The 26,240-nt window shown below is 57.4% G+C and carries 24 protein-coding genes, 4 tRNA genes and 1 pseudogene; 6 read left to right on the top strand and 23 right to left on the bottom strand.

Annotated elements, in window-relative coordinates:
• Window positions 1-222 precede the first annotated feature (222 nt).
• Both AD662_RS19160 and AD662_RS19165 read left to right on the top strand, forming a co-directional pair.
• On the top strand, window positions 223-426 hold the full coding sequence (locus AD662_RS19160; RefSeq protein ID WP_139213159.1) for a hypothetical protein: 204 nt from the start codon (window positions 223-225) through the stop codon (window positions 424-426).
• 100 nt (window positions 427-526) lie between these two features.
• On the top strand, window positions 527-772 hold the full coding sequence (locus AD662_RS19165) for a hypothetical protein (protein ID WP_139213160.1): 246 nt from the start codon (window positions 527-529) through the stop codon (window positions 770-772).
• A 1,040-nt stretch (window positions 773-1,812) separates the two neighbouring features.
• Here the strand turns inward: AD662_RS19165 and AD662_RS19175 are convergent.
• The 3 genes and pseudogenes from AD662_RS19175 to AD662_RS28750 form a co-directional block, all read right to left on the bottom strand.
• Complete coding sequence (locus tag AD662_RS19175; protein WP_053189447.1) at window positions 1,813-2,172, bottom strand: SMI1/KNR4 family protein; 360 nt, start codon at window positions 2,170-2,172, stop codon at window positions 1,813-1,815.
• Between the two features lie 125 nt (window positions 2,173-2,297).
• The gene (locus tag AD662_RS28745) at window positions 2,298-2,663 is read right to left on the bottom strand and encodes an NIPSNAP family protein (protein WP_074849742.1); all 366 of its coding nucleotides are present in this window, start codon (window positions 2,661-2,663) and stop codon (window positions 2,298-2,300) included.
• Window positions 2,664-2,736: 73 nt separating this feature from the next.
• Window positions 2,737-2,943 (bottom strand): annotated as a pseudogene (locus tag AD662_RS28750) (transposase domain-containing protein); the annotation flags it as partial.
• Window positions 2,944-2,987: 44 nt separating this feature from the next.
• Between AD662_RS28750 and AD662_RS29360 the strand changes: the two are divergent.
• Window positions 2,988-3,230 (top strand): hypothetical protein, encoded by a 243-nt coding sequence (locus tag AD662_RS29360; protein WP_139213161.1) that lies wholly within the window; start codon window positions 2,988-2,990, stop codon window positions 3,228-3,230.
• Window positions 3,231-3,664: 434 nt separating this feature from the next.
• Here AD662_RS29360 and AD662_RS19180 read toward each other — a convergent pair whose 3' ends face one another.
• Together AD662_RS19180 and AD662_RS19185 are read right to left on the bottom strand one after the other, a co-directional pair.
• The gene (locus AD662_RS19180; protein WP_053189449.1) at window positions 3,665-4,915 is read right to left on the bottom strand and encodes an MFS transporter; all 1,251 of its coding nucleotides are present in this window, start codon (window positions 4,913-4,915) and stop codon (window positions 3,665-3,667) included.
• Entirely contained in the window at window positions 4,912-6,198 is a 1,287-nt protein-coding gene (locus AD662_RS19185; RefSeq protein ID WP_053189451.1) for a 3-keto-5-aminohexanoate cleavage protein, read from the bottom strand. The genes AD662_RS19180 and AD662_RS19185 overlap by 4 nt, the downstream gene beginning before the upstream one ends.
• A gap of 239 nt (window positions 6,199-6,437) precedes the next feature.
• On the opposite strand from AD662_RS19185, the gene AD662_RS28760 reads away from it, so the two are divergent.
• Window positions 6,438-7,412 (top strand): LysR family transcriptional regulator, encoded by a 975-nt coding sequence (locus tag AD662_RS28760; RefSeq protein ID WP_018610839.1) that lies wholly within the window; start codon window positions 6,438-6,440, stop codon window positions 7,410-7,412.
• Between the two features lie 515 nt (window positions 7,413-7,927).
• Window positions 7,928-8,797: an AraC family transcriptional regulator gene (locus tag AD662_RS19190; RefSeq protein WP_053189511.1), complete on the top strand. Its 870-nt coding sequence runs from the start codon at window positions 7,928-7,930 to the stop codon at window positions 8,795-8,797.
• A gap of 111 nt (window positions 8,798-8,908) precedes the next feature.
• Here the strand turns inward: AD662_RS19190 and AD662_RS19195 are convergent, their stop codons facing one another.
• Window positions 8,909-9,553 (bottom strand): hypothetical protein, encoded by a 645-nt coding sequence (locus tag AD662_RS19195; protein WP_053189513.1) that lies wholly within the window; start codon window positions 9,551-9,553, stop codon window positions 8,909-8,911.
• An 85-nt stretch (window positions 9,554-9,638) separates the two neighbouring features.
• Window positions 9,639-9,715 (bottom strand) — tRNA-Val (locus AD662_RS19200).
• 183 nt (window positions 9,716-9,898) lie between these two features.
• Here AD662_RS19200 and AD662_RS19205 point away from each other — a divergent pair.
• Window positions 9,899-11,182 (top strand): NAD(P)/FAD-dependent oxidoreductase, encoded by a 1,284-nt coding sequence (locus AD662_RS19205; RefSeq protein ID WP_053180660.1) that lies wholly within the window; start codon window positions 9,899-9,901, stop codon window positions 11,180-11,182.
• A gap of 36 nt (window positions 11,183-11,218) precedes the next feature.
• Here AD662_RS19205 and AD662_RS19210 read toward each other — a convergent pair whose 3' ends face one another.
• The 16 genes from AD662_RS19210 to AD662_RS19285 form a co-directional block, all read right to left on the bottom strand.
• On the bottom strand, window positions 11,219-11,494 hold the full coding sequence (locus AD662_RS19210; RefSeq protein ID WP_053180662.1) for a type II toxin-antitoxin system RelE/ParE family toxin: 276 nt from the start codon (window positions 11,492-11,494) through the stop codon (window positions 11,219-11,221).
• Window positions 11,494-11,766, bottom strand: a complete 273-nt coding sequence (locus AD662_RS19215; protein ID WP_018610829.1) for a CopG family ribbon-helix-helix protein — start codon at window positions 11,764-11,766, stop codon at window positions 11,494-11,496. Before AD662_RS19215 ends, AD662_RS19210 begins: the two co-directional genes overlap by 1 nt.
• Before the next feature lie 276 nt (window positions 11,767-12,042).
• Window positions 12,043-12,119: transfer RNA gene (locus AD662_RS19220), tRNA-Asp, on the bottom strand.
• 89 nt (window positions 12,120-12,208) lie between these two features.
• A tRNA-Asp gene (locus tag AD662_RS19225) sits at window positions 12,209-12,285 on the bottom strand.
• A 58-nt stretch (window positions 12,286-12,343) separates the two neighbouring features.
• Window positions 12,344-12,419, bottom strand: a tRNA-Val gene (locus AD662_RS19230).
• A gap of 103 nt (window positions 12,420-12,522) precedes the next feature.
• Window positions 12,523-13,296: an SDR family oxidoreductase gene (locus AD662_RS19235; RefSeq protein WP_003203835.1), complete on the bottom strand. Its 774-nt coding sequence runs from the start codon at window positions 13,294-13,296 to the stop codon at window positions 12,523-12,525.
• Entirely contained in the window at window positions 13,293-14,504 is a 1,212-nt protein-coding gene (locus tag AD662_RS19240; RefSeq protein WP_018610828.1) for an O-succinylhomoserine sulfhydrylase, read from the bottom strand. The genes AD662_RS19235 and AD662_RS19240 overlap by 4 nt, the downstream gene beginning before the upstream one ends.
• 58 nt (window positions 14,505-14,562) lie before the next feature.
• Window positions 14,563-16,068, bottom strand: a complete 1,506-nt coding sequence (gene purF / locus AD662_RS19245) for an amidophosphoribosyltransferase (protein ID WP_003203840.1) — start codon at window positions 16,066-16,068, stop codon at window positions 14,563-14,565.
• Between the two features lie 41 nt (window positions 16,069-16,109).
• Entirely contained in the window at window positions 16,110-16,670 is a 561-nt protein-coding gene (locus AD662_RS19250) for a CvpA family protein (RefSeq protein WP_003179770.1), read from the bottom strand.
• 89 nt (window positions 16,671-16,759) lie between these two features.
• Window positions 16,760-17,431: an SPOR domain-containing protein gene (locus AD662_RS19255; protein ID WP_053189453.1), complete on the bottom strand. Its 672-nt coding sequence runs from the start codon at window positions 17,429-17,431 to the stop codon at window positions 16,760-16,762.
• Window positions 17,415-18,722 (bottom strand): bifunctional tetrahydrofolate synthase/dihydrofolate synthase, encoded by a 1,308-nt coding sequence (gene folC, locus AD662_RS19260; RefSeq protein ID WP_053189455.1) that lies wholly within the window; start codon window positions 18,720-18,722, stop codon window positions 17,415-17,417. The genes AD662_RS19255 and folC overlap by 17 nt, the downstream gene beginning before the upstream one ends.
• Window positions 18,719-19,639 carry an acetyl-CoA carboxylase, carboxyltransferase subunit beta gene (gene accD, locus AD662_RS19265; protein ID WP_018610823.1) on the bottom strand — a complete coding sequence of 307 codons (921 nt, stop codon included), beginning with the start codon at window positions 19,637-19,639 and terminating at the stop codon, window positions 18,719-18,721. The genes folC and accD overlap by 4 nt, the downstream gene beginning before the upstream one ends.
• Window positions 19,640-19,891: 252 nt before the next feature.
• The gene (locus tag AD662_RS19270; protein WP_018610822.1) at window positions 19,892-20,524 is read right to left on the bottom strand and encodes a phosphoribosylanthranilate isomerase; all 633 of its coding nucleotides are present in this window, start codon (window positions 20,522-20,524) and stop codon (window positions 19,892-19,894) included.
• A 63-nt stretch (window positions 20,525-20,587) separates the two neighbouring features.
• Window positions 20,588-21,412 (bottom strand): tRNA pseudouridine(38-40) synthase TruA, encoded by an 825-nt coding sequence (gene truA, locus AD662_RS19275; RefSeq protein WP_018610821.1) that lies wholly within the window; start codon window positions 21,410-21,412, stop codon window positions 20,588-20,590.
• A gap of 789 nt (window positions 21,413-22,201) precedes the next feature.
• A complete protein-coding gene (locus AD662_RS19280) occupies window positions 22,202-24,796 on the bottom strand; it encodes a FimV/HubP family polar landmark protein (protein WP_053189457.1) in 2,595 nt (864 codons plus the stop codon).
• Window positions 24,797-25,006: 210 nt separating this feature from the next.
• A complete protein-coding gene (locus tag AD662_RS19285) occupies window positions 25,007-26,017 on the bottom strand; it encodes an aspartate-semialdehyde dehydrogenase (protein WP_053189459.1) in 1,011 nt (336 codons plus the stop codon).
• Window positions 26,018-26,240: the final 223 nt, after the last annotated feature.

The raw sequence follows: 26,240 nt of genomic DNA on the forward strand, positions 1-26,240 counted from the left end.
TCAAGAGGCGCGGGTATTGGAGTAGATTTGTGGGGATCCCTCAGGGTCTGTTCCCATTTTCCCCCGCGGCCAACGCCCTGGCCACGCATCCAGCGTGGATGGAATACCAGTAGAATGAATGGATCCAATCGTAGTAGCCTACAGCCACCAGGCACCCGCTTGGTATGTCTCTTACGGGTAATCAATAAAATGCGTATCAAGCGAGAACACGAGCTACAGCTCGTGAACTACATCAAGTCTCATAAAGACTTCAAGAGCGAGAAGGCCATCCAATATGGCGTTCAGTACAATGTTAATGAGGTGATGCTGAACATCCATTACTCCGAGAAAGACAAAACAACCTTCGCTTTCACCATTCAAAACACCACTGCAGACACAGAGTTTTCGCAACTGATCGAGAATTTTGCTAGTGGGATTGCCATCTAGATCGCTTGATCGTCTAAGGCAAGTGCCCCGGTCCTTTGCCTGCAAGCCTAAGGACTGGGATTGCGCCAATTTCGGCGCGTCTATCACCGAGGAGGTCTATGTGGCTTATCAAGTTAAACCGTTTGAGCAAGGCGTACTCATGGCACTGCTTTCGCTGACCCATGCACTTAAGCAAACGCCGGGGTTCAATGAGGAAGCGCTGAAACGTGCTGCAAAGTTCTTCATAGAGGTGCCGGCGGGCGGATGTGAAGGTGGCGAAGCTAAAGACGCCTATGAATGGCCGCTTGAAGTGATTTTGAAGGATGTTTCATACATCGAAAAAATGCTCGAAAACAAAGGCAACTAGCCCTTGGTAAGCCGCCAGATCGGTTCGCCGCTGGCGTTTTTTGTTGCTGACTCGATTACACTTCTCATTTTTCTCGCGGCCAAGAAAAAACTGGAGAAACTGGAGACAGACCACGATTTGGGCTCACTTGTAATCGATCCGTATCATAATCGTGGTCTGTCCCCGTTTTTCCCCTTTTTCGCAGCATCGACGGGATGCAGACCTTGCCTGCTCCGTCAGGTGAGATTGAGCAGCTACTTCCGCATCAGGCGCCTGCATTCATTCCGTCATCATCAGCGCTGCCGCGAGCTCTAAAGATAATTATCTTCTGGTGCGATGCTTCGTGTTTAGCACTTAAAAAGTACATTGCACCGGGTACACCACCCTTCAGCTGCGCTCCGGTTCATTAGAAAACGGAGGGGAGGATGACTTGTATCGGCAACCGTCAAAACCAGTGAGAATCCTATGAATCTACGCCGAATCTCGTCGGCTGGAACGCTCATGCCCGCCCCATCGACTATTTGAAGAACCCCGCCCGACACCCTGCTGTCAATCCGTTGCCACTCACACTGCCAGCCTGTTACCCACGTGAAGTCTCGAATTTGATAGTCGCCGGTGGCGCTTTGGCATTGAGCGAGTTTCTTGTTGGAGAGGTCAAAGGCAAGAAATATGGGGCTTGGATAGCCGAGCAACTGAGTATCGTCAAGGCTCAGGCCTTCTTTTAGGTTGATGGATGCTACAAGTGCTTTTGCTCGTCTCTTGCGCCGTATCAAGTGCCATATGGCGAGGCAAAAAATAGAAACAGAAGCCAGGAAGAGCTGACGTCCTTCGACTGTAAGCTTACCGGACGAAAACTCTATCATGCCCCACAAGAATCCTATCGTCGCAAGCCCCGATACCCAAGCGGCGGGGATCACTACTCTGTTAGCGAGGCTAGCTCCGAGCGTCCTCAAACAGCCTGTCATAACTGTATCCAATATCATTTATAGAAGAGCTCGTAGGTTATCACTCACAGAGCGTTAACTTATAGGACTTGGCCCATAATGCGCGTGAGGGTTCACTTAGTCGACCCATTTCAGAAACTCAGCAAAGTTGCTTGCCACGATTTCTATGCTTGCATCTGGATCCACGCCATCAAACGTAACTATCGGCCAGGGCAACGACCCACGCAGATCGAACGCGAACAATTGTCCTCCGCCATCGCTTCCAAAAACAAATAGACTAGGCGCGATTCTATCAAGAATAGCTATCAGCTCAGCGTCCGAGGCAGTGTCCGCCGAATCAAGGCAGAAATTGAAGGGAGGGGCCGAACACGGGCACTCTCCTCCATCGCTGAACGCTAATAGCTGGTAATAATCGGCAGGCAAGTGTCGAGGTGCCGCCATACGAAGAGCTTCGAGCGCTTCCGCAGAGGCTTCCATGTTACCGATCCACTCCGAGAGAATTTTCGTTAAAACGTCTCCTTGCTGCTGCCTGGACGTAACCGTCCGGCCAACACATTTTCCTGATCCCCGTAGGCTACGGGGTCTGCCTTTGTCGATGTCAGCTACGCGGATCGAGCTTCGACTCTAGATAGATCTACGGAAGCTCTGATGGCATCAATTGCGTCTTGAGCGAGCGCCATAACTGTCGTTGTACTGATTTCAATCCGACTGATAATGTCTTCTCTCGGGCCTTGCTTCCAGGCAGCACTTGCGTAAAAAGCATCTTGAGATACTTGGCGATGGCTCTCGCTTTCATAGGAACGAATCAGGTGATAGCTGTCACAATCATGTAATGAGTTGCCATAAGAAACGACATCTATGCCAGCTTCTAGGTGAAGCGGAACACTTACAGTCTGCATTATTTGATGAAAGCCCAATCCCGATCCTGGCTTTAAGGTGTACATCAAGATTTCAATAATTCGAGTCATTCCAAGTCTTCCATGTGGAGTTTCAACGTGAGTATCCGTACATCCCAGCTTACGTTATTCGGGGGGACTCCAGCTATGGCGGCGGTTGCGTAATCTCACTTGCTCGCTGCGTCGGCAGACGCGTAAGGACGTCATTCAAATAAGCAGACGGTTCATGCCCGTTGAGCCGCGCAGACTGGATTAAGTTCATGATCGCCGCGGCCCGTTGTCCGCTGCGTAGCGACCCAGCGAAGAGGCAGTTCTTGCGTTCAAGAGCCCACAGCCGGATCTGATTCTCTGCCCATTTATGGAAAAAAGGGGATTTATTTTCGAGCCGGTTGCCAGTTGATCCAAGCGAATCCATTCGATGGAAGTTCGCAGCACAGCGAAGCAAAAATAAATCCCCTTTTTCTTATGTTTCCAAACCAAATCCTGACGCTATGGGATGCGGATGAACAATATGACCGCCAAGGAGGAGAACGCCGCGAAGTCTGGGGTCAGGTCGGCATCGGAACCAGCGCTTACATGGCAGCCATTCGCGCCATCAAGGGTCATGTCACAGTTGATGAGGACGCTTCAACTATCTGAGGTAGAGGAGCACTAATGATTAAGGAGGGGTCCAGGCTACGAATCCTATTCTCCATATGGTAGGCACCGCTCTCGGTGTAGCGTAAGAAACAGCGACCGCAAATAGAGCACTCAGAAATCTTGCATAGATTGTAGGGAAAGTAGAGCGGTGCAATCGGAGCATCCAACGACCAGTAATTAGTATCACTCGGATGATACTCGGTGAGTGTCATCACTTCCTCGACGTCATACATGAGCGTGCCAATATCGACTAACAGGGTCTCTGGCAGGGAGATCAGAGGACTTTCCCACCCTACCAGTATCTTTTTCGTGCAAATGCAAACATCACGAACGGAATGGGAGCGTTCTGCTAACGCATAAAGCTCTGAATGACTTAGATATTTGAGAGTATTCAAGGTCGACCCTTTCCTAGCAATGGTTCAAAAAGCCAACGGCTACTTATTACTCAGCGACGGTGATTTTGAGATACTCAGTGTGCTCCAGGCTGTGCAAACCAGCGCAGTTAGAGTCATGATTATCAACACGCTCCATCCTGGCAAATAACTATGAGACCAGTCCTTCAGGAAACCCAATGCGGGTGGCATTATGACAATCGCAACTTGATTAATTGCCATGGCTAAACCTAGTGCGAATCCAGTCTTATCCGGTGGCGCGGAATCAGCAACGTAGGCTACCCATGGACCATACCAGCCAAAACCGAAGAATCCGAGCCAGCCAACTAATATGCTCAACATCCAGAAAGAACGCAAAGGAGACCAAGCGAGAATGATTAAGCCGAAAATAACGGCGAGCATACAGATCAACACAGGGAAATACCGACCCGATTTACAGCGATCACTCCAAGCGGCCAAGATGATTCGCCCGGCTATGCCCGCTCCCTGGGCAATCAACAGTAATGTGGCAGCGGCAGTGATGCTCAAATCGAGCAGATCATAAAGATAAAGTGCTGTGAATATCAAAATCCCATACTGGACCGAAACAAGGCTAACACCCGAGAATATAATATTCTTCATCGCGGGGTCGCTGAGCATGGATAATCTTGAAGCCAAAACGGCTTTTAGTTGCTTTTTATCAGATTTCACCGGAGGGGGCTTGTTAGGATTGGCAGAGCGATAAAAACTTAAAAAAGTTAGAGCCCCAAACAATGCGACAAGTCCGCCCGCTAAAAAGGAGTACTGCCACCCCCAACGGGTGGCAATGTAGGGGAGTATCGCCGCTGAGAGCGCACCTCCCAAAGGCAAGCCCGCCTGGCGGATACCCATTGCAAATCCTAACTGTTTTTTTGGAAACCAGCTAGAAACAGATTTGCTGCCGCCAGGTTGCGCAGTGCTGTAGCCAGCACCGACCACGATCAAAAACATAAGCAATGATAGGTAACTGTTAGCAAGCGTTGAAGCGCAAAGTGCGACCGCAACGATTAGCGTCCCCATACCAACAACTATGCGCTCTTCAAATCGATCTAGTAACTCGCCAGCAACTAGCAAGCCGAGGATAGGGACTAATTGGGCAGCTGAGACCAATAATCCTATTTGCATCGTGGACAGGTTCCAATCCTGTTGGATGAAAATAGCAATAGCACCGATACCTTGTACAAAGAAACAGGCGCTCGCTTGGGCCACCGTGGCGATTAAAAGAATAATCCAGCGATAATTGGATTCTTGGCGCAAACTGCTTACATCAGTCATTGAAAAGCTCCAGCATTTTCTGATATGCCAAGAGGTCTTTGACGTTGTGCGATGAGATGTTCATCCCTGACAATATCGAGCCCCATACGGTTAATGATAGCTTCTGGATTAAGCTCAGGCGCTACATTATTATAGCTAATTTCTTCAAGCACATACTCCATGAGTTGTCGGTTGTCACACATATGCACTTCTCCCCCCTCGCCCACACCGTAGGGTGTATCTTCCATGCCTACACGTAGAATATCTACGCCGCTTCCCGGCTGGCAGGCGTATGTAGCAAGTCTCCTTAAAGCACACATTTCTGTTCCTTTCCGTGGACCAACGTCCACCGCCTGGTAATGCAGATGTGCTTGCTGGGGAATAATCGCGGCACCGACAGTGATGGTTATCTTACGCTTCTTATAATCCGGATTGGAAATATCAGATTCCAAGCTCTTGGCCACGTTAATTATGTTGCAAAACTCGTCATATGATGACGGAAACGGAAGACGACTGGAGAACCCGAATAATAGGATGATATTTAGCTGGCCGGAGCTGCCCAGCTGCAAAGATGGATGCTCAACGGCGAACCGCGTCATGCCGTAGCTTCGAGCAAGTTGAACCCATTCTACCTCATGAAACAGCCCTAGTTGTCTGCGAGCTGAAATCGCACTCCTGTATACCTGGAACTGTATCGACGGTGAAGTACTACCATAGTCGGCGCCTTTACTCGTGGAATTTGTTTCCATGGTGGCCTGCGCAACACGTGCAGACGGCACGTATTTGTTTATGTCTTCGAGAAAAGCAGAGCTGTGCATATACTCAAAATCGAGTTTTTGCGTTTTTTTTTCCAACTCGCATATGATCTGTAGCTCTATCGCGGCTTGAATGGTGACAAAGTGAGCTCCGCCGAAATGTAAAGGTAAAGCGCATTGGCTAACCCGCTCCCATTCACCAAACGCCTTAATGTTTTCTTGAACCTCTTTACCGTTGCGACTAGCCCCGAAACTCAATAAAACGTCTTTGCAGGAGCGCTGTATATTTCGGCTCACCGCTTGGTAGATGTCATTGTCGGTTGTTTGTTCCTGCGTTATCGGATTTCGCGCATGATAGTGATAGTAACGGCATCCGAGATCGTAAAGTTCGATTGCTTCTTTAACGATGGCGTCTTGGTCTCCCTTAATAGTCGCGCCTGTACAAATCGAATCGAGAAGCTTATCCCCAGTGAGATAATGGTTGCGGGGGGTAAATTTTGCACCCGTGGACGCGCACCCTAAGATAAGAGTGTTCTGTGGATTACTCATATTACTTCCCTGTCAAATGGTTAAATACCCTTTAATCGACTGTGCCGGTACGCTGACTAGTACCTTGTCAATATCGGTGTCGGCTGGGCTTTGACGTTTTATCAGTTTGCCAATTTCGCACGTTGCGGATTAAGCAAGTTTTTTTGACAAAACCTCATGTCATAGCGGTTTTTTTGACTTTCAGACCCTTGGTTGCGCATGTCATGATACGACCACCACAAAATTGCGAGATCAGCAAGATGACGGATTTTCGAACCTTAAAGGATTTTATCGTGCTGGCCCGCGTTCGAAGCTTTTCCCAAGCCTCGATACATTGCAATGTGACAACCTCTGGCTTGAGCCGTAGGATCACCGCTTTAGAGGAATGGTTAGGTGCTTCGTTGTTTGATCGTGCACGCCACCAGCTAGAGCTTACCGATGCGGGTGCCGAGTTCCATGTTGCTGCTGTCGAAATCGTAGAGCTTTTAGAAAAGACGAGAAACTCGGTTATCCGTACCCAAGAGAAATTCAGGCGGCAAATTTCTATTGTTGCGCCACATATCATGTCGAGAGCGTTTTTTCCGGCTTGGTTACCGAGGGCGAGTAAGCAATTAGAGGCAACTCGCTTCTCCATAGACTTCGCTAATCTTCCTGAATGTTTCAAGCATCTAACTAATCGCTCAGTGGATTTTGTTATCGCTTTTGAAGACAACCATAATGGTATTAATGAACATCTTAATAAAATATTTTCCCCAGGGGAACTTGAGTGTTTGAAAATTGGCCGCGAGTGGCTAGTTCCTGTGAGCGCACCTAATTTGCTGGGAGAACCTTTAAATAGCATTGGTTCACCTAGAGGTGAAATATCGTACCTTCATTACCGCCAGGATTGTTCTTTAGGTTGGGCGCTTGAAAAATTTCTAAAGGTCAATCCAAGTTTGCCAGCACTTCGTAAAATTCATGATAGCTCTCTGGCCGACGGCCTTCGCTCTATGGCGATAGCTGGGCTAGGCGTTGCATGGCTTCCTTTGGAGATCGTTCGGAACGATCTGGAAAGGAAAGATTTGGTTCGTGCAGGCAATACAGAATTTGATATAGCCTTAGAAATTAATATTTATCGTCGCAAAGAAAAGCTAGGCGCGAATGCTGAGATTTTATGGGACAATCTTAGTAGCATGACAAATGATTCCAGATTGACCGTAGCCAGCCTCGATACCTCGTATACTTCACTAAGCTAGCTAATACGCCGTTTATCAGGACCAATCATCGCGCCATAAAAACGAAAAGCTAGTCTACAGTTCATTACCTGTGTCAGTACTAAGCTCACATTCGTAATGATTGTCCTTGGCGAAAGCTACCGTTCCTGAAGAGCCGTTTTTGGCCGACTCTGTTGAAAAAGTCGGCCATGGTTTGCGCAGCTGAAAAGTACGCGTCCGACATTGAAATCTCTACTTTCGGCTGAGGTGTCCAGAGGCAGATTTCACGGGGCGATGATCAGGTAGTTTTTGATGACCGAGTTTTTCAACAGAATCGGCCTGAAGCTGCTCTTTGGTGACGTCAGCTGTCAGCCCATCAGGAGCCAGCGCCATCAGCGTTGCTAAAAACGATCTCGTAGGTGTCCCGTCCTGAATAAGGTTTACACCTCCTGATCTGTTTTCAGGAGGGCGTAATGGAATCAGCAAACGCGGCTAGGCGCGTTCACGTCGCTATAGTCGACTCTATTGCCGACCGTACTTCCAGGAGCCTTTTCCCAGTGTCTGACATGTCGACCAACTTCGCTTACACAAAACGCTTCAACGCCGTCCTCGCCTACATTGATGAGAATCTCGAAGGTGATCTGTCGGTGAATACGTTGAGCCATGTGGCGAACTTTTCGGCATTTCACTTCCATCGACAATTCACCGCGTTCGTAGGCGTGCCTGTTTCACGTTATGTGCAACTGATGCGATTACGACGCGCGGCGCATCGCCTAGCCGCCGTCGCTGATCACTCGGTACTGGAAGCAGCACTTGGTGCCGGCTTCGAAAGCCCGGAGGCATTTTGCAGGGCGTTCAGGCGGGCGTTCGGTATGACGCCGAGTGCGTTCAGGAAAGAGCCGAACTGGCAGGTCTGGAATGCGGTGTTCGCAATCCCTCATTTTTCCAGGACTATCATCATGCAAATACGAATCGTGCAATTCCCTGAAGTCAGGGTCGCAGCATTTGAACACTGCGGGCCTGCCGGGCTCGTCAATGAGAGCGTGCGCAAGTTCATCGAGTGGCGTAAGCAGAGCGGACAGTCGCCGGTGGCGTCGAGTCGCAGCTTCGGCATTCCCTATGGCAACCCCGATACGACACCTGCGCAAGCATTCCGCTTCGCAATCTGCGGCGAGATTCACGAGGCCGTGGCGCCGAATGAGTTCGGCGTGCGCGAAATCGTCATTCCCGGCGGTCGCTGCGTCGTGGTACGACATGTGGGGTCACCGGATCACATCGGCGAAACGATCTATCCGATTTACCGCGATTGGCTTCCAGCCAGTGGAGAGGAACTTCGTGACCAGCCGCTGTTCTTCCATTACCTGAGCATCTATCCCGAGACACCGCAGGATCAGTGGCAAACTGATGTGTATGTTCCGCTGCAATAGCGGGGTAAGCAGTTTTCGATCCTGAACTGACGTCGGATGGAAAAGTGGAAAAGCGGAAAAGGGGACGGATTTATTTTCTCGCAAAACCCGCTCGACGGCGGGCTGCGCTTATCAGTTTTTGCAGACCACCTGCGGAGCCGCAGCATGCGTCAGCTTTTGGGGAATCACAATCGAAGTGCCAGGCAAAGTGGTAAGTTCGAGAACCGCCAACATGCAAATTAGCGCTGGCTCGCCATCTTTGCTTGGTCTGCCATCCACCCCTACCACCGCTTCGTAGTCTTTCCCTGGTTCCAGCTTGTAAACGAGCGCCTGGCCACCACAGGTCCGGTAAGAGCTGCCGTTGCCCGCAATGGTCGCGCCCCGGGTTGCAATTTGGAATGGCAGATCCGCCCTGACGCGATACTCGGTTACGACCTCTTTGTAAGCCCCTTCCCCCATCCGAATTGCAGGGATGTACTGGATAAGGCTGGGCCAAACTCTTTTCGGTACGCCAACGCTCGCCGACTTCAGGGGATACTGCGGATAGTTGATGCTCGCCGTACCGTCCTGCCCGAAACGTCCGGCTTCAGCCATTTTATGCCGGGTAGCAGGAGCACAACTGCCGACGATGCTATCGCCATACACGTCAGCGTTCGTGATAACGCGAACACGCGCCATTCCCTCTGATTGAGCAGGCTCTTCGTATGGAACTGAAGGTATTCCAGAGCAACCAGCAAGTGCTAAAGCAAGAAAAGTTAGGGAAGTGACAACCCGCATGACCATGTCCTTATGTGTACGCCAACAAAAAAGGGCCCACCTTTCGGTGAGCCCTTCTAGACCGCCCAGCAGAGCGGATTTTGTTTGGTAGGCGCGATTGGACTCGAACCAACGACCCCCACCATGTCAAGGTGGTGCTCTAACCAACTGAGCTACGTGCCTGCTGTGAGGCGGCATTCTACGGAATTCCGGAGGGGTGTCAACACCTTTTTTTCACCTAACCCTATGAATATGCAAAATATTTAATTTCGCCAAGGCAACGAAGATTTTGCGGTGGCTGGCGGCCGATTTTTATCTCGGGTAGGATCGCTGCATTCGTAAAAAATATAAAACAGAGGTTGCAGAATGGCGAACACATCCTATCCAGCGTCCTATTACGCCGCGTCGGCCAACCCGGTTCCTCCGCGCCCTGCCCTGCAGGATGACGTCGAGACGGATGTGTGCGTGATCGGCGCAGGTTACACCGGCCTGTCCTCTGCGCTGTTTTTGCTGGAGAACGGTTTCAAGGTCACCGTGCTTGAGGCGGCAAAGGTCGGCTTTGGGGCTTCGGGTCGCAACGGCGGGCAGATCGTTAACAGTTATAGCCGCGATATTGATGTGATCGAACGCAGCGTCGGTCCTCAGCAGGCGCAATTGCTGGGCAACATGGCGTTCGAGGGCGGGCGGATCATTCGTGAGCGAGTGGCGAAGTATCAGATTCAGTGTGATTTGAAGGACGGTGGTGTATTCGCCGCCCTCACCGCTAAACAGATGGGCCACCTGGAGTCGCAGAAGCGTTTATGGGAGCGTTTCGGGCATACCCAGTTGGAGTTGCTGGACCAGCGGCGTATTCGCGAGGTGGTGGCTTGCGATGAGTATGTGGGCGGCATGCTGGACATGAGCGGCGGGCATATTCATCCGCTCAACCTGGCCTTGGGCGAAGCGGCGGCTGTGGAGTCGCTGGGCGGGGTGATTTATGAGCAATCGCCAGCGGTGCGCATCGAGCGTGGTGCCAGCCCGGTTGTGCATACGCCACAGGGTAAGGTCAGGGCCAAGTTCATTATCGTGGCGGGCAATGCTTACCTGGGCAATCTGGTGCCGGAGCTGGCGGCCAAGTCGATGCCTTGCGGTACACAAGTGATCGCCACCGAGCCGTTGAGTGATGAGTTGGCGCATAGCCTGCTGCCTCAGGATTATTGCGTCGAAGACTGCAACTACCTGCTCGATTACTACCGACTGACGGGCGACAAGCGGCTGATCTTCGGCGGCGGCGTGGTGTATGGCGCGAGGGATCCGGCGAACATTGAGGCGATCATTCGTCCGAAGATGCTCAAGGCATTCCCGCAGCTCAAGGATGTGAAGATCGATTACGCCTGGACCGGAAATTTCCTGCTGACGCTGTCGCGTCTTCCGCAGGTCGGGCGGCTGGGGGATAACATTTATTATTCCCAGGGCTGCAGCGGCCATGGCGTGACGTATACGCACCTGGCGGGCAAGGTCCTGGCTGAGGCGCTGCGGGGTCAGGCTGAGCGTTTTGATGCGTTTGCGGACCTGCCCCACTACCCTTTCCCAGGCGGTCAGTTGATGCGTACGCCGTTTGCGGCGATGGGGGCTTGGTATTACGGGTTGCGGGATAAGCTTGGGTTCTGAGATTCGCGATTCGTCACCCGCTGCCGGTTAACCCTGTTATCGATCCTTGCGGGTATGCCACAGGCGCAGCAGGTAAACGGTGGAATCTATTATTTCGTAACGCATCTCATAATGGCCGATCTGAATTCGGCGCACATCCCGTGGCTCGAACTCTTCAAGGCGTTCGCCTATACGCGGGTTAGTCAGCAACGTGATCGGTGCCGCGGTGAGCTGCTGCACCGTTCGTGCTGCAGCAGGCTGATTCACTGCCGCCAGAAACTCGTAAAGCCGGGAGATATCAGAGAGCGCCTTGCTCGTCCACTTCAACTCCATCAGCGCGGCACCGGCAACGGAGTGTCAGTACTAAGGCTATCAGCCCAGGCTTGGACAGCTTGGTGGTCAATCACCCGACCGGCGTCAACATCAGCCAGGGCCTCATGAGTCAAGCGACTACGCTCTTCTTCCTGATCAATCCAAGCCGACAGCGCCTGTTTAACGATCCAATTTTTGGAGCGCTCCAGACGCTCCGCCATCAAATCGACTTTTTGGGCCAACTGTTCAGGAACGTGAGCGGTGACAGATCGGGTTTTCGTGGTGGTAGCCATGTCGGGATTGCTCCAAATCGTTACTGCTTTTTGAGTTCAGGTCGCCTGATTCTACGCAGCTCTCGGCGATTCGATTTAAAGTCAATCATACTGAATAAGAATGCATCGTCAAACGTGCCGTCAGATTGGCAAAGGGCGCGTGAGAGGGGATAGAAAAACCCAAACCACAAAAACAAAAAACCCCGGTCTTTCGACCAGGGTCTTTGCTATCGACTAGAAGTAGCTTTGCAGCTTGCTTCTTAGCTTCAAGGCGTTCAGTGGGCCTCGAAGCAGATATGGCGCAGCGGACGGGACTCGAACCCGCGACCCCCGGCGTGACAGGCCGGTATTCTAACCGACTGAACTACCGCTGCGTATCGCTATGGACTTGCGTCCAGTTAACTCGTCTGATCCAAACCCTTGGGCTTGAATCTCGAACCAGGCGAACCTGCTTCGGAAAATATGGCGCAGCGGACGGGACTCGAACCCGCGACCCCCGGCGTGACAGGCCGGTATTCTAACCGACTGAACTACCGCTGCGCGTCGGTGGAGGCTTTTGACAGCTTCCGTCTTGCTTTCGCAAAACTCTCGTAAAACATGGTGGGTGATGACGGGATCGAACCGCCGACATTCTGCTTGTAAGGCAGACGCTCTCCCAGCTGAGCTAATCACCCTTTGCTTCGTTGAGGCCGCGAAATTTACGCAGGTACCGAAGCTAAGTCAATAGCAGGGTTGAAGTTTTTTCAAAACAGTTTCAAACGGCACCCGCAACCGCACTTACGTATAAATCATTTTCTTGGTCATGCCGCCGTCCACGACGAACTCCTGCCCCGTGACAAAACCGGCATTGCGCGACAACAGCCACGCCACCATCGCCGCCACGTCCTCTACCGTGCCTACCCTGCCCGCTGGATGCTGGGCGTGATCGGCGTCGGTCAGCGGCTGTGCACGACGCTGGGAGGGATCGCGCGCGTCGATCCAGCCAGGGCTGACGGCGTTGACCCGGATCTCCGGCCCGAGGCTGATGGCCAGGGCATGGGTCAGGGCCAGCAAGCCGCCCTTGCTCGCCGCATAGGCTTCGGTGTCGGGTTCCGATTGCGCAGCGCGGGTCGAGGCCAGGTTGACGATGGCGCCGTTGTGAGCGCGCAGATACGGCGCGCAGTGCTTGGCCAGCAGCATCGGCCCACCCAGGTTCACCGCCAGGACCCGATTCCAGTAAGCCAGGTCCAGGCTTTCCAGGGTGATGTTGTGCGGATCGGCGATGGCTGCGTTGCACACCAGCGCGTCGAGCCGCCCGAACTGCCCGAGCACCTCGGCGATACCGGTGGCAACCTGCGCCTCGTCCGCCACGTCCATGGCGATGAACCAGGCATTGTCGCCCAGGGTCTTCGCCACCTTGGAACCGCGTTCGCGGTCCAGGTCGGTCAGCACCACCTGCCAGCCTTCACAGATCAACCAGGCAGCGATGCCCAGGCCGATGCCCCGTGCGGCACCCGTAACCAGTGCAACCCGGCCATGAGTGCCGCTCGGCGGCGTAGCCAGCTCGATCACAAGGCCGCCAACCCGCGGGCCAGGTCGGCTTGCAGATCGGCCACGTCTTCCAGCCCGACCGCAACGCGGATCAGGCTGTCACGAATACCCGCCGATTCACGTTCCTGGGGCGACAGGCGACCGTGGGACGTGGTGCTCGGGTGGGTGATGGTGGTCTTGCTGTCACCCAGGTTGGCGGTGATGGAAATCAACCGGGTCGCGTCGATGAAGCGCCAGGCGCCCTCCTTGCCCCCCTTGACCTCAAAGCTCACCACCGCGCCGAAACCGCGTTGCTGACGCAAGGCCAGATCATGTTGCGGATGGCTCTTGAGGCCGGCGTAATGCACTTTCTCGATGCCGTCCTGTTGCTCCAGCCACTCGGCCAAGGCCTGGGCATTGGCGCAATGGGCCTTCATGCGCAGGCCGAGGGTTTCCAGGCCCTTGAGGAAGATCCAGGCGTTGAACGGGCTGAGGGTGGGGCCTGCGGTGCGCAAAAAGCCCACCACTTCCTTCATCTGCTCGCTACGACCGGCCACCACGCCACCCATGCAACGGCCCTGGCCATCGATGAACTTGGTCGCCGAATGCACCACCACGTCCGCACCCAGCTTCAGCGGTTGTTGCAGCGCCGGGGTACAGAAGCAGTTATCGACCACCAGCATGGCGCCCTTGGCGTGGGCGATTTCCGCCAGCGCGGCGATGTCCACCAGTTCGGCCAGGGGGTTGGAAGGCGATTCGACGAACAGCAGCTTGGTATTGGCCTTGATTGCCGCATCCCAAGCGGACAGGTCCGCCAGGGGCACGTAATCGACTTCGACGCCAAAGCGCTTGAAGTACTTTTCGAACAGGCTGATGGTCGAGCCGAAGACGCTGCGCGACACCAGCACGTGGTCGCCAGCGCTGCACAGGCTCATCACCACGGCCATGATCGCGGCCATGCCGGTGGCAGTGGCCACGGCTTGCTCGGCGCCTTCCAGGGCGGCGATGCGCTCCTCGAAGGCCCGCACGGTCGGGTTGGTGTAGCGCGAGTAAACGTTGCCCGGCACCTCGCCGGCAAACCGTGCGGCTGCATCGGCAGCGGTGCGGAACACATAGCTGGAGGTGAAAAACATCGGCTCGCCATGTTCGGCTTCCGGTGTACGGTGCTGACCCGCGCGAACCGCCAGGGTATCGAACGCTACGCCTTCAAGGTCGCTGTCCAGCCGACCGGCATCCCAATCCTGACTCATGCTGTCACTCCTGAAATCGGTTAAAACGCAAACCGGCCCCTCAGGGCCGGTTGGTTAATCAATTGTTGTACAGATCGATGATCGCGCTGACCGCCTGAGTCTTGGCCTTGGACGCATCGTTACGTGCGTTCTCGATCTTGTTCAGGTAGGCCTCGTCGATGTCGCCGGTGACGTACTTGCCGTCGAATACCGCGCAATCGAAGTGCTCGATCTTGATCTTGCCGCCCCCGACCGCTTCGATCAAGTCCGGCAGGTCCTGGTAGATCAACCAGTCGGCGCCGATCAGGTCGGCCACATCCTGGGTGGTACGGTTATGAGCGATCAGCTCATGGGCACTCGGCATGTCGATGCCGTAGACGTTAGGGTAGCGCACGGCCGGGGCCGCAGAGCAGAAATACACGTTCTTGGCGCCGGCTTCACGGGCCATCTGGATGATCTGCTTGCACGTGGTGCCACGCACGATGGAGTCGTCCACCAGCATCACGTTCTTGCCGCGGAACTCCAGTTCGATGGCGTTGAGCTTCTGGCGTACGGATTTTTTCCGTGCAGCCTGGCCCGGCATGATGAAGGTCCGGCCAATGTAGCGGTTCTTCACGAAGCCTTCGCGAAACTTGACGCCCAGGTGGTTCGCCAGCTCCAGGGCCGCGGTGCGGCTGGTGTCCGGGATCGGGATGACCACGTCGATGTCATGGTCCGGACGCTCGCGCAGGATCTTGTCGGCCAGTTTTTCACCCATGCGCAGGCGGGCCTTGTAGACCGAGACGCCGTCGATGATCGAGTCCGGACGCGCCAGGTAGACGTGTTCGAAGATGCATGGGGTCAAGGACGGGTTGGTCGCGCACTGACGGGTGTGCAGCTTGCCGTCTTCAGTGATGTAGACCGCTTCGCCCGGGGCCAGGTCGCGAATCAGGGTGAAGCCCAGCACGTCCAGGGACACGCTTTCGGAGGCGATCATGTATTCGACGCCTTCGTCGGTGTGGCGCTGGCCGAACACGATCGGGCGGATACCGTGGGGATCGCGGAAACCGACGATGCCGTAGCCGGTGATCATCGCCACCACCGCATAACCGCCGACGCAACGGTTGTGCACGTCGGTCACGGCGGCGAACACGTCTTCTTCGGTAGGCTGCAGCTTGCCGCGCTGGGCCAGCTCATGAGCGAAGACGTTGAGCATCACTTCCGAATCGGAATTGGTGTTGACGTGGCGCAAGTCAGATTCGTAGATCTCCTTGGCCAGTTGTTCGACGTTGGTCAGGTTGCCGTTGTGCGCCAAGGTGATGCCGTACGGCGAGTTGACGTAGAACGGCTGGGCTTCAGCCGACGTCGAGCTGCCCGCGGTCGGGTAGCGCACGTGGCCGATACCCATGTGACCGACCAGGCGCTGCATATGGCGCTGGTGGAACACATCACGCACCAGGCCGTTGTCCTTGCGCAGGAATAACCGGCCGTCATGGCTGGTCACGATACCGGCAGCGTCCTGGCCGCGGTGCTGGAGCACGGTTAGCGCGTCATACAGCGCCTGATTGACGTTCGACTTACCGACGATACCGACGATGCCACACATGCGACGCAACCCCTACTTAATGGATCTGAACTGAACAACACTTACTGCGGCGTTTTGGCCATCGGCAAGAGGTGTTCCTTGAACGGTATTTCAGCGGGTACGCTGATACCGCTGGCAAGCCACTGACTACTCCAACCCAGGATCAGGTTTTTGGACCAGTCTGCGACCAATAGAAATTGTGGCACGAGCCGGGACTCCTGCCACCACGTATCCTGCTGTACCGGCCCCAGGCTCAAGAGCCCGACGGCCACGACCACCAGCAACGCGCCACGCGCCGCGCCAAAGGCCATGCCCAGGAACCGGTCCGTCCCGGAAAGCCCGGTGACGCGAATCAGTTCGCCGATCAGATAATTGATCATTGCGCCAACCAGCAAGGTGGCGATAAACAAGATGGCACAGCCCGCGATCACGCGAGCCGACGGAGTTTCGATGTATCCGGCGAGGTACTGGGACAGCGAACCACCAAACATCCAGGCTACGACTCCCGCGATGATCCAGGTCAGCAGCGAGAGGGCTTCCTTGACGAAGCCGCGGCTCAGACTGATCAATGCGGAGATGGCGACGATCGCAACGATCGCCCAGTCAACCCAGGTAAATGGCACGGTGCAGCCTACAGACGGATAAGGCGGCGCATTTTAGCAGAGCGCAGGGCTGTCGGTAAGCTGCGTGATTCAAATCAGCTAAATCGCTGTCAGCCGCGCTCTGGCTGGAAGCGCACCACGAAACCCTTGAGGTTCTGCTGGCGGCTGAGCAGGTCACGCAGGCGGTCAGCCTCGGCACGCTCGATCAGCGGCCCGACAAACACTCGATTCTTGCCATCGGCGGAACGAATGTAGGCGTTGTAGCCCTGGCTACGCAGGGTTTTCTGCAAGTTCTCGGCACTTTCGCGACTGGTCAGGCTGGCCAATTGCACCGACCAACTGACGGACAGGCCATTGGCATCCACACGACTCTGGGTCGTGTCCGGCCTGGTGGGCGCCGCAGTGATCGGCTGGCTCGGGGCCGGCTTGATAGCCGGTGTTGCTGGAACAGGCACCGGCGCGACAGTCGGTTTGCTTGGCGCGGCGGGGGCAGGCGTGGCAGGTGCAGGTGCAATCGGCGTAGAAGGCACCGCAGGTTGCTCAGCCAATTCCTCGTCGCTTGGCACAGGTTCCTGAGGCAACGCCTGGGGCTCGGGCACGACCACTGGCTCAACCTGCACAGGCGGCACCGAAGGCGCCTGGGGCGCGGCCGGCACGTCGACCGTGACCTGACGCTGCTCGTCCTGACGGGAAAACAGCATCGGCAGGAAAATCACCGCCAGGGCCACCAACACCAGGGCCCCGACCATGCGCTGCTTGTACGCCTTATCCAGCAATGCCATCTGCAGCCTCCTCCGTGGAGCGCCGGGCCAACCATTGAAGGGCCTCGGCAACACAAAAAAATGATCCGAACAGCAGGATTTCATCATCGGCCGTCGCCAGGGCGCACTGCCCTTCCAGCGCGTCAGCCACGCTAGCGTAGGCTTGCACGGAAGCACCGCGGCGCTGCAAGGCTTCCTGCAACTGCGCCGCGGTACGCGAGCGCGGCGAATCCAGTGGCGTCACCGCCCAATGCTGGACACTAGCACCCAACGCCTCGACAACGCCATCCAGATCCTTGTCGGACAGTAGCCCGAATACCGCCAGGCGCCGCCCCACCACCGGCCGCCGTGCCAGACGCTCGGCCAGGTACTGCGCCGCGTGGGGGTTATGGCCGACATCCAGCAACAGGTTCAGGCGCTTGCCTTGCCAATCGAACTGACGACGATCGAGGCGCCCGACCACGCGGGTCGCCTGCAGCGCCTGGACGATTTGCCCGGCATCCCATGGCAAACCCAGCAACAGGTAGGCCTGAAGCGCCAGCGCGGCGTTTTCCATCGGCAGGTCCAGCAAGGGCAGATCGTGCAACTCCAGCGGATTGCCCTGCAGGTCGCTGCCGCGCCATTGCCAGTGCTGCTCGGTCATCGCCAGGTCGAAATCCCGCCCGCGCAGAAAGAACGGGCAGTTCAATTCGCGAACTTTGTCCAGCAACGGCTGGGGAGGATTGAGATCGCCGCAAAGCGCAGGCGCGCCCTGGCGAAAGATGCCGGCCTTCTCGAAGGCCACGGATTCGCGGGTATCACCCAGGTAATCGGCATGGTCCACGCCAATGCTGGTGACCAGTGCAATGTCTGCGTCCACCAGGTTGACCGTATCCAGCCGTCCGCCCAGGCCAACTTCCAGCACGACCGCATCGAGACCGGCACGGGCAAACAACCAGAACGCCGCCAGGGTGCCCATCTCGAAATAAGTGAGGGTTGTATCGCCTCGCCCGGCTTCCACCGCGGCAAAGGCTTCGCACAGCTGGGCGTCAGTGGCTTCGACGCCGTTCACTTGCACCCGCTCGTTGTAGCGCAGCAGGTGCGGCGAGCTGTAGACACCGACACTCAGCCCCTGGGCCCGCAGCAGCGAAGCCACGAAGGCGCAGGTCGAACCCTTGCCGTTGGTGCCGGTGACGGTGATGACCCGGGGCGCCGGCTTGGCCAGTCCCATGCGGGACGCTACCGTTTGCGAGCGCTCCAACCCCATGTCGATGGCCGATGGATGCAACTGCTCGAGGTAGGCAAGCCAGTCGCCCAGGGTGCGTTGGGTCATAGCCCGGCAGGCACTGGCGGAACCACGATCGGCTCGATCGGTGCGGCGACGAATTTCGGCGTCGGCAGACCCATCAGTTGCGCCAGCAGGTTGCCCAGGCGCGGACGCAGCTCCTGGCGATGAATGATCATGTCGATGGCGCCGTGCTCCAGCAGGAACTCACTGCGCTGGAAGCCTTCCGGCAGTTTCTCACGCACGGTCTGCTCGATCACGCGCGGGCCGGCAAAACCGATCAGGGCTTTTGGCTCGCCGACGATCACGTCGCCCAGCATCGCCAGACTGGCGGAAACACCGCCGTAGACCGGGTCGGTCAGCACCGAAATGAACGGAATGCCTTCTTCGCGCAGACGCGCCAGCACCGCGGAGGTCTTGGCCATTTGCATCAGGGAGATCAGCGCTTCCTGCATCCGCGCACCGCCGGAAGCGGCAAAGCAGATCATCGGGCAACGGTTTTCCAAAGCGTAGTTGGCAGCACGAACGAAGCGCTCACCGACGATGGCGCCCATGGAGCCACCCATGAAGGAGAACTCAAAGGCCGAGACCACCACCGGCATGCCCAGCAGGGTGCCAGTCATGGATATCAGCGCGTCTTTTTCGCCGGTCTGCTTCTGGGCAGCGGTGAGGCGATCCTTGTATTTCTTGCCGTCACGGAATTTCAGGCGGTCCACTGGTTCCAGGTCGGCACCCAGCTCCACACGGCCTTCAGCGTCCAGGAAAATATCGATACGGGCACGCGCGCCGATGCGCATGTGGTGGTTGCACTTGGGGCAAACGTCCAGGGTCTTTTCCAGCTCGGGACGGTACAGCACCGCCTCGCAGGACGGACACTTGTGCCACAGACCTTCAGGCACCGAGCTTTTCTTCACCTCGGAACGCATGATCGAAGGGATCAGTTTGTCTACTAACCAGTTGCTCATGCTTTCTTTCTCCAGTACCGGCGGCCCGAACGCTCTGGTTCGCGGCCCCGCGTATGCCCTTGAGCTAAATTCATTGTGCGGCGAGTCGAGGGGCCGCCACGGTCAGTGCAAGACATGACCTGCGTGCAACCCAACCTTCCTCAGCCATCCCGGCAACCGCACGGCGGCTACCACTTCGCTATCGGCCCACCCGGAGGCGGCGCCTGCCTGTTTTGTACAGTGCTGGTATGGACGGCGGCAGTCTGCCAGCCGTCACATTGACGACTGGCTACTGCGCACAGCGGCCATGAATGCACGAATCTTTGCCGGGTCCTTGATGCCCTTGCTCTGCTCCACCCCGCCGCTCACGTCCACCGCGTAAGGGCGAACCTGGCGAATGGCCTGAGCCACGTTGTCCACGGTCAGGCCACCGGCCAGGATAATCGGTTTGTCCAAGCCCTGAGGCACCAGCGACCAATCGAACGCTTCGCCGGTCCCTCCGGGAACGCCTTCCACATAGGTGTCCAGCAAAATGCCGCTGGCACTGGCGAACGCTGCGCAACTGGCGGCAATGTCATCCCCGGCCTTGACCCGCAACGCCTTGATGTACGGACGATGCCAGCCTTCGCAATCGGCTGGGGTCTCGTCGCCATGGAACTGCAACAAGCCCAGCGGCACCGCATCGAGTATTTCGCCCAGCTCGCAACGACTGGCATTGACGAACAGGCCCACGGACGTCACGAACGGCGGCAAGGCCTGGACGATCGCCCTCGCCTGCTGCACCGTCACCGCGCGCGGGCTCTTGGCGTAGAACACCAGCCCGATGGCATCGGCCCCGGCCTCGACCGCCGCCAACGCGTCCTCGACGCGGGTGATCCCGCAAATCTTGCTGCGAACGACCGGCATGATGGGTAAAACCTCAGGCAAATCCGTGAAAGTCCCGGATGGTAGCAAATGCTGCGGAGGGCGTCAGCCGTCGAGTTCCGAGAAGCCGGTGAGGAAATGTGGCCCGATGTAACGCTCCGGCAGTTCGAACTCATCCCGATACTCGACCTGCACCAGGTACAAGCCAAACGGGTGCGCCGTGACGCCACCGGAGCGGCGGACACGACTGTCGAGCACTTCCTTGATCCACTCCACCGGCCGTTCGCCAGCACCAATGGTCATCAGCACGCCGGCAATGTTGCGCACCATGTGATGCAGGAACGCGCTGGCGCGGATGTCGAGCACGATCATCTTGCCGTGACGAGTCACGCGCAGGTGATGCAACTCTTTGATCGGCGACTTGGCCTGGCACTGGCCGGCACGGAAGGCGCTGAAATCATGGACGCCAACCAGGTATTGCGCGGCCTCGGCCATGCGCTCGACATCCAGCGGGCGGTGATTCCAGGTGATCTCTTCGTTCAGGTGCGCCGGACGGATCTGATCGTTGTAGATCACGTAGCGATAACGCCGGGCAATGGCCTTGAAGCGCGCGTGAAAATGCGCCGGCATCACCTTGGCCCAACTGACGCTGACGTCGTGGGGCAAGTTGATGTTGGCACCCATCACCCAGGCCTTCATCGAACGCTCGACCTGGGTGTCGAAATGCACCACCTGGCCGCAGGCATGCACGCCGGCATCGGTACGACCGGCGCAATGCAGCGACACCGGTGAGTCGGCGACTTTGGACAGGGCGTTTTCAAGGGTTTCCTGCACCGTCAATACGCCGGACGCCTGGCGCTGCCAGCCACGGTAGCGCGAGCCTTTGTATTCAACGCCCAAGGCGATCCGGAAAAAGCCGTCGGCCGCCATTTCGGCGGCCGGGTTGTCTATGTTTGCCAAGGAATTACAGCCTGCTGAGGTACGCAAAGGCGGGCATTATAAGGCCGATGGCTTGGGATGCCAGTCCGACGGGTGATCCTGTGTTGAATGGGCTGGCGCCATCGCGAGCAAGCTTTGCTCCCACAGCGATTCTCCAGTGCTCACGAGTTCCACGCCCACCGCAAATCCTCTGTGGGAGCCGAGCTTGCTCGCGATAGCGGTGGGTCAGCTTGCATTGATGTTGAATGCACCTCGGTCATCGCGAGCAAGCTTTGCTCCCACAGCGATTCTCCAGTGCTCACGAGTTCCACGCCTACCGCAAATCCTCTGTGGGAGCCGAGCTTGCTCGCGATAGCGGTGGGTCAGCTTGCATTGATGTTGAATGTACCTCGGTCATCGCGAGCAAGCTTTGCTCCCACAGCGATTCTCCAGTGCTCACGAGTTCCACGCCTACCGCAAATCCCCTGTGGGAGCCGAGCTTGCTCGCGATAGCGGTGGGTCAGCTTGCATTGATGTTGAATGTACCTCGGTCATCGCGAGCAAGCTTTGCTCCCACAGCGATTCTCCAGTGCTCACGAGTTCCACGCCTACCGCAAATCCCCTGTGGGAGCCGAGCTTGCTCGCGATAGCGGTGGGTCAGCTTGCATTGATGTTGAATGTACCTCGGTCATCGCGAGCAAGCTTTGCTCCCACAGGGATTCTCCAGCCCAAACACCCGCAAATCCCGCCGCAAAAAAAAACGGCAGCCTCACCGGCTGCCGTTTTTGTTTAATCGCTGACTCACGCCAGGCGCGACAACATCTCCTGCGCTTCGCTCTTCTGGGTGGCGTCGCCTTCGCTGAGGACTTCACCGAGGATGTCGCGGGCGCCGTCGTTGTCACCCATGTCGATGTAGGCCTGGGCCAGATCGAGCTTGGTCGCCACTTCGTCGGTACCGCTAAGGAAGTCGAAGTCCGGCTCGTCTTCAGCACCAACCAAGGCATCTTCGGCAGTAAACGTCGGCTGGCCCAGCGTGTCGGACAGGCGATCCAGCTCGGCGTTTACATCGTCCAGCTCGGACTCGAAGGCATCCTTGGGCGCATCGTGCGCGTCCATTTCGTCAGACAGGGACAGATCGAAATCCGCCGGCAGCTCAAGATCGTCGGCCGGGATGTCGGCCACGGCTGGCGTTTCAGCCGCAGGCAAGTCCAGGCCCTTGAGGTCGTCATCGAGGTCCAGCAGGAAGTCTTCATCGTCGAGCGCCGGGATCGGGGTCGGCGCATCGGCGCCCAGGTCCAGGTCGAATTCCGACAGGTCGTCCAGGCTTTCGTTGGCTTCAGTCTGTTGTTTGAGCACCGACTCGAAACTCAGGTCGTCGTCTTCCGGGAACGCATCCAACTCCGCGACAGGCTCTGGCGTCGGCGCGACCGGGGCCGCCTCCAGGTCATCCAGGCTCAAGTCAAAGGCGCTGTCCAGCTCCTCGTCGGTCGGCGACTTGTCTTCCAGCAGGTCCTTGACGTACTGCGCGTCCAGCTCTGCTGCCACTGTCGCGGCGGCCAAGCCTGCGGCGGTGGCGACCACCATGGCCGGGAAACGGCTTTTCAGCTGTTCGACCTGGGCGAAGTTGTCGCCATTGGCCACCAATTGGCGTTCCTGGGCGACAAAGGCGTCGCGGTCGCCCTGCTGACCGTAGACTTCCATCAGCTTCAGGCGCAGGTCGCTGCGCTGGGGCTCGGCCTTGATGCCTTGTTCGAGCAGGTCGGCGGCCTGGTTCAAGCGGCCGCGATCGATATGGGACTGGGCCTGGGGCAGCACGTCGTCGGAGCGCTCGGCAGCCGGAGCCACCAATGGCGCCGCGATAGGCGGTGTGACCACCACAGGCGCGACCACCGGAGCCGGCTTGGGTACTGGCGCAGGAGCTGGTGCAGGTTTTGGCTCGAGTTTTACACTAGGCGATGGAACGTCAATGCCCTCGAAGCTGCTCGGGGGCAGATCGAGCTCCGGGGAGAAGTCAGCCTCCTCCTCGAGGGCCCGCGCCATGCGCAAGTGCTTTTCCGCTTCCTGTTGGGCCTTGCGGCGACGGGCAAGCAACAACAGCAGCAACAGCAGGAGCAGCGCGCCGCCACCCACCAACCCCAGCAGGATCGGATTGGTCAGCAGGTCGTTGTATTTTTGCGCGTTGGACGCGGCAGGCGCCGGCTCGACCGCAGTGGCAGGCGGCGTCGCCTCTGGGGTCGCTTCTGGCGCAGGTGCAGCCGTCGGAGCTTGAGCCGCTGGCGCAGGGGTCAGCTCGGCGGACATTGCAGGAGGCGCCTCGCCAGCAGGCGGAACGGCGACACCTTCGGCCTGCATCTTGGCCAGTTGATTGTTCTTCAGCTCGATCAGGCGCTGCAGTTTGTCCAACTGGCTCTGCAGATCCGCCATGCGGCTTTTCAGTTCTTCGTTATCCCGGCGAGCCGAATCGAGGCTTTCCTGGGTGACCGCAAGCTTGTTGGAGAGCGCCTGGGCATCGCCAGCAGCCCCCTTGCCCTTGCCGCCCGCCTTCGCCGAGTCAGCCGACACCAGGCTCAAGTTGTCGCGACCGGCAGCCTGTGCCGGCACACCTTCACCACGGCCACGCTTGGTGGCATCCAACTGCTGCTTGCCAGCACCCGCCACGCCACGACGACCCGAGCGCCAGGCGGCGTTCTGCGCGGCCACTTCAGCGATGGCCTGGGGTTGCGGCAATGCAGTGCTTTGCACCGGGTCCGGCAGGCGCAACACCTGACCGGTCTTGAGCAGGTTGATGTTGCCGTTGATGAACGCGTCAGGGTTCAACGCCTGGATCGCCAGCATGGTTTGCTGGACCGACCCACCGTTGCGCGCCTTGGCGGCGATTTCCCACAGGGTATCGCGCGGCGTGGTGGTGTATTGCGAAGGCTTGGTGGCACCGGTGACCGGCGTGGACACGACCTGAGGCGGTTTCGCCCGGGCGGCGTCGGCGGCCTGTGGCGAGAATTTGGAGGGATCGAGCAATACGCTGTAGTCGCGCAGCAGACGGCCGTTGGGCCACATCACCTGCACCAGGAACTTGACCATCGGCTCGGACAGCGGCCGGCTGGACGTTACCCGCAGGACGCTCTTGCCATTGGCGTTGATCACCGGGGTGAAGCTCAGGTCATTGAGAAAGGCCTGGCGGTCGACACCGGCCTTGGCGAAGTCATCGGGCGAGGCCAGGCTCGGCACGACTTCGGCGGCGGTCAGCTGCTGGACGTCGAGCAACTCGATCTCGGCGACCAGAGGCTGGTTCGGCGTCGACTTCAGGGTCAATTCCCCGAGCCCGAGCGCTTGCGCCATACCGGAGGACAGCGCCGAGGCGGCCGCTATTGCTAACACCAGTTTGCGAACTTGAACCATAGCCTCTTCCTTTGTTTGAACATTCCTCGGCCAGCGAGAAGGTATTGATGCCGCTGCCGTAAGGCATTGCGCGCAGCCCCGATGTGACGGTGCGCGCGATCATTTCACTCATGCCCCGGGAAAGTCCCCCAGAGGGATGTTCGCCTTCAGCACTCCGGCCAAGCATAGCGCCCAGCTAGAATCATTCGACAAATTGATGCCAAGTATCTTTTACAGCAAGTCTTTTATCAACAACTCAGCCACCTGCACGGCATTGAGGGCCGCGCCCTTGCGCACGTTATCTGACGTCAGCCACATATTTAGTTCCGCCGGATCGTCGATCCCACCGCGCACACGACCAACGTAGACCACATCCTGCCCCACCGCATCGCCCACCGCCGTCGGGTAATCACCCGCGTCCACCAGCTCGATACCGGGTGCCGCTTCCAACGCCGCGTTGACCTTGGCCAGGTCGATGGGGCTCGCAGACTGCACAGTCACGCTAAAGCTATCGCCAAAAAACACCGGGGCTTGAATGCAAGTTACGGAAATCTTTAACAAAGGTTGATTCAGCACCTGGCGCAACTCGCGGACCAGGCGCTTTTCCAGCTGCGTATGACCCTGCTCGTCCGGGGTGCCGACCTGGGCCAGCAGGTTGAACGCCATCTGCCGATCAAAGAATTTCGGCTCCAGCGGACGGGCGTTGAGCAGCTCGGCGGTCTGGCGCGCCAATTCGCTCACGGCCACGCGGCCCTGGGCCGACACGGCGAGGCTGGCGGTCAGGCTGATGCGCTGCAAGTCCAGGCATTCGCGCAGCGGCGCCAGCACGACCGCCAAGGCCGTGGCCGACGCGCTGGGGCTGCTGACCTGCAACGGCTTGCTCAAACCGGCGAGCACCTGGGCATTGGCTTCCGGCACGATCTGCGGCGCCTGTTCGGGCGGCAAGGCGCCGGACAGGTCAATCAACGCACAGCCAGCCGCCGTGGCCCGCGGGGCGAAACTCAGGGTCACCGCCGGGCCGGCGGCGAAGAACACCAGTTGGACTTTGCTGAAATCGAATTCGTCGACTTCGCGCACCCGCACGTTTTTGCCGCGGAACATCACCGAGCTGCCTGCCGATTCGCTGCTGGCCAGCAGGTGCAGGTTACCGACCGGGAAGTCCCGTTCTTCGAGAATCTGGACGAGGGTTTCGCCGACAGTACCGGTGGCGCCGATCACGGCAATATCAAAGGACTGGCTCATGGGTCTACCTCAGGTAAAACGTGGGGAGCGGCACTTTACCGGGTGGTGGGTATGCAGGCAATTGGCCGGAGGGTTTGCAGTGCCTGGGCCGACCTCATCGCGAGCAAGCTCGCTCCCACAGGTTTTGTGACCACTGAACATCCAATGTGGGAGCGGGCTTGCTCGCGAATGCGGTGTGCCAGCTAAAAACTAGTGACTGACACTCTGCTTTCGCGAGCAAGCC

This window comes from Pseudomonas kilonensis (assembly GCF_001269885.1).
In the GTDB taxonomy this organism is placed as follows: domain Bacteria; phylum Pseudomonadota; class Gammaproteobacteria; order Pseudomonadales; family Pseudomonadaceae; genus Aquipseudomonas; species Aquipseudomonas kilonensis.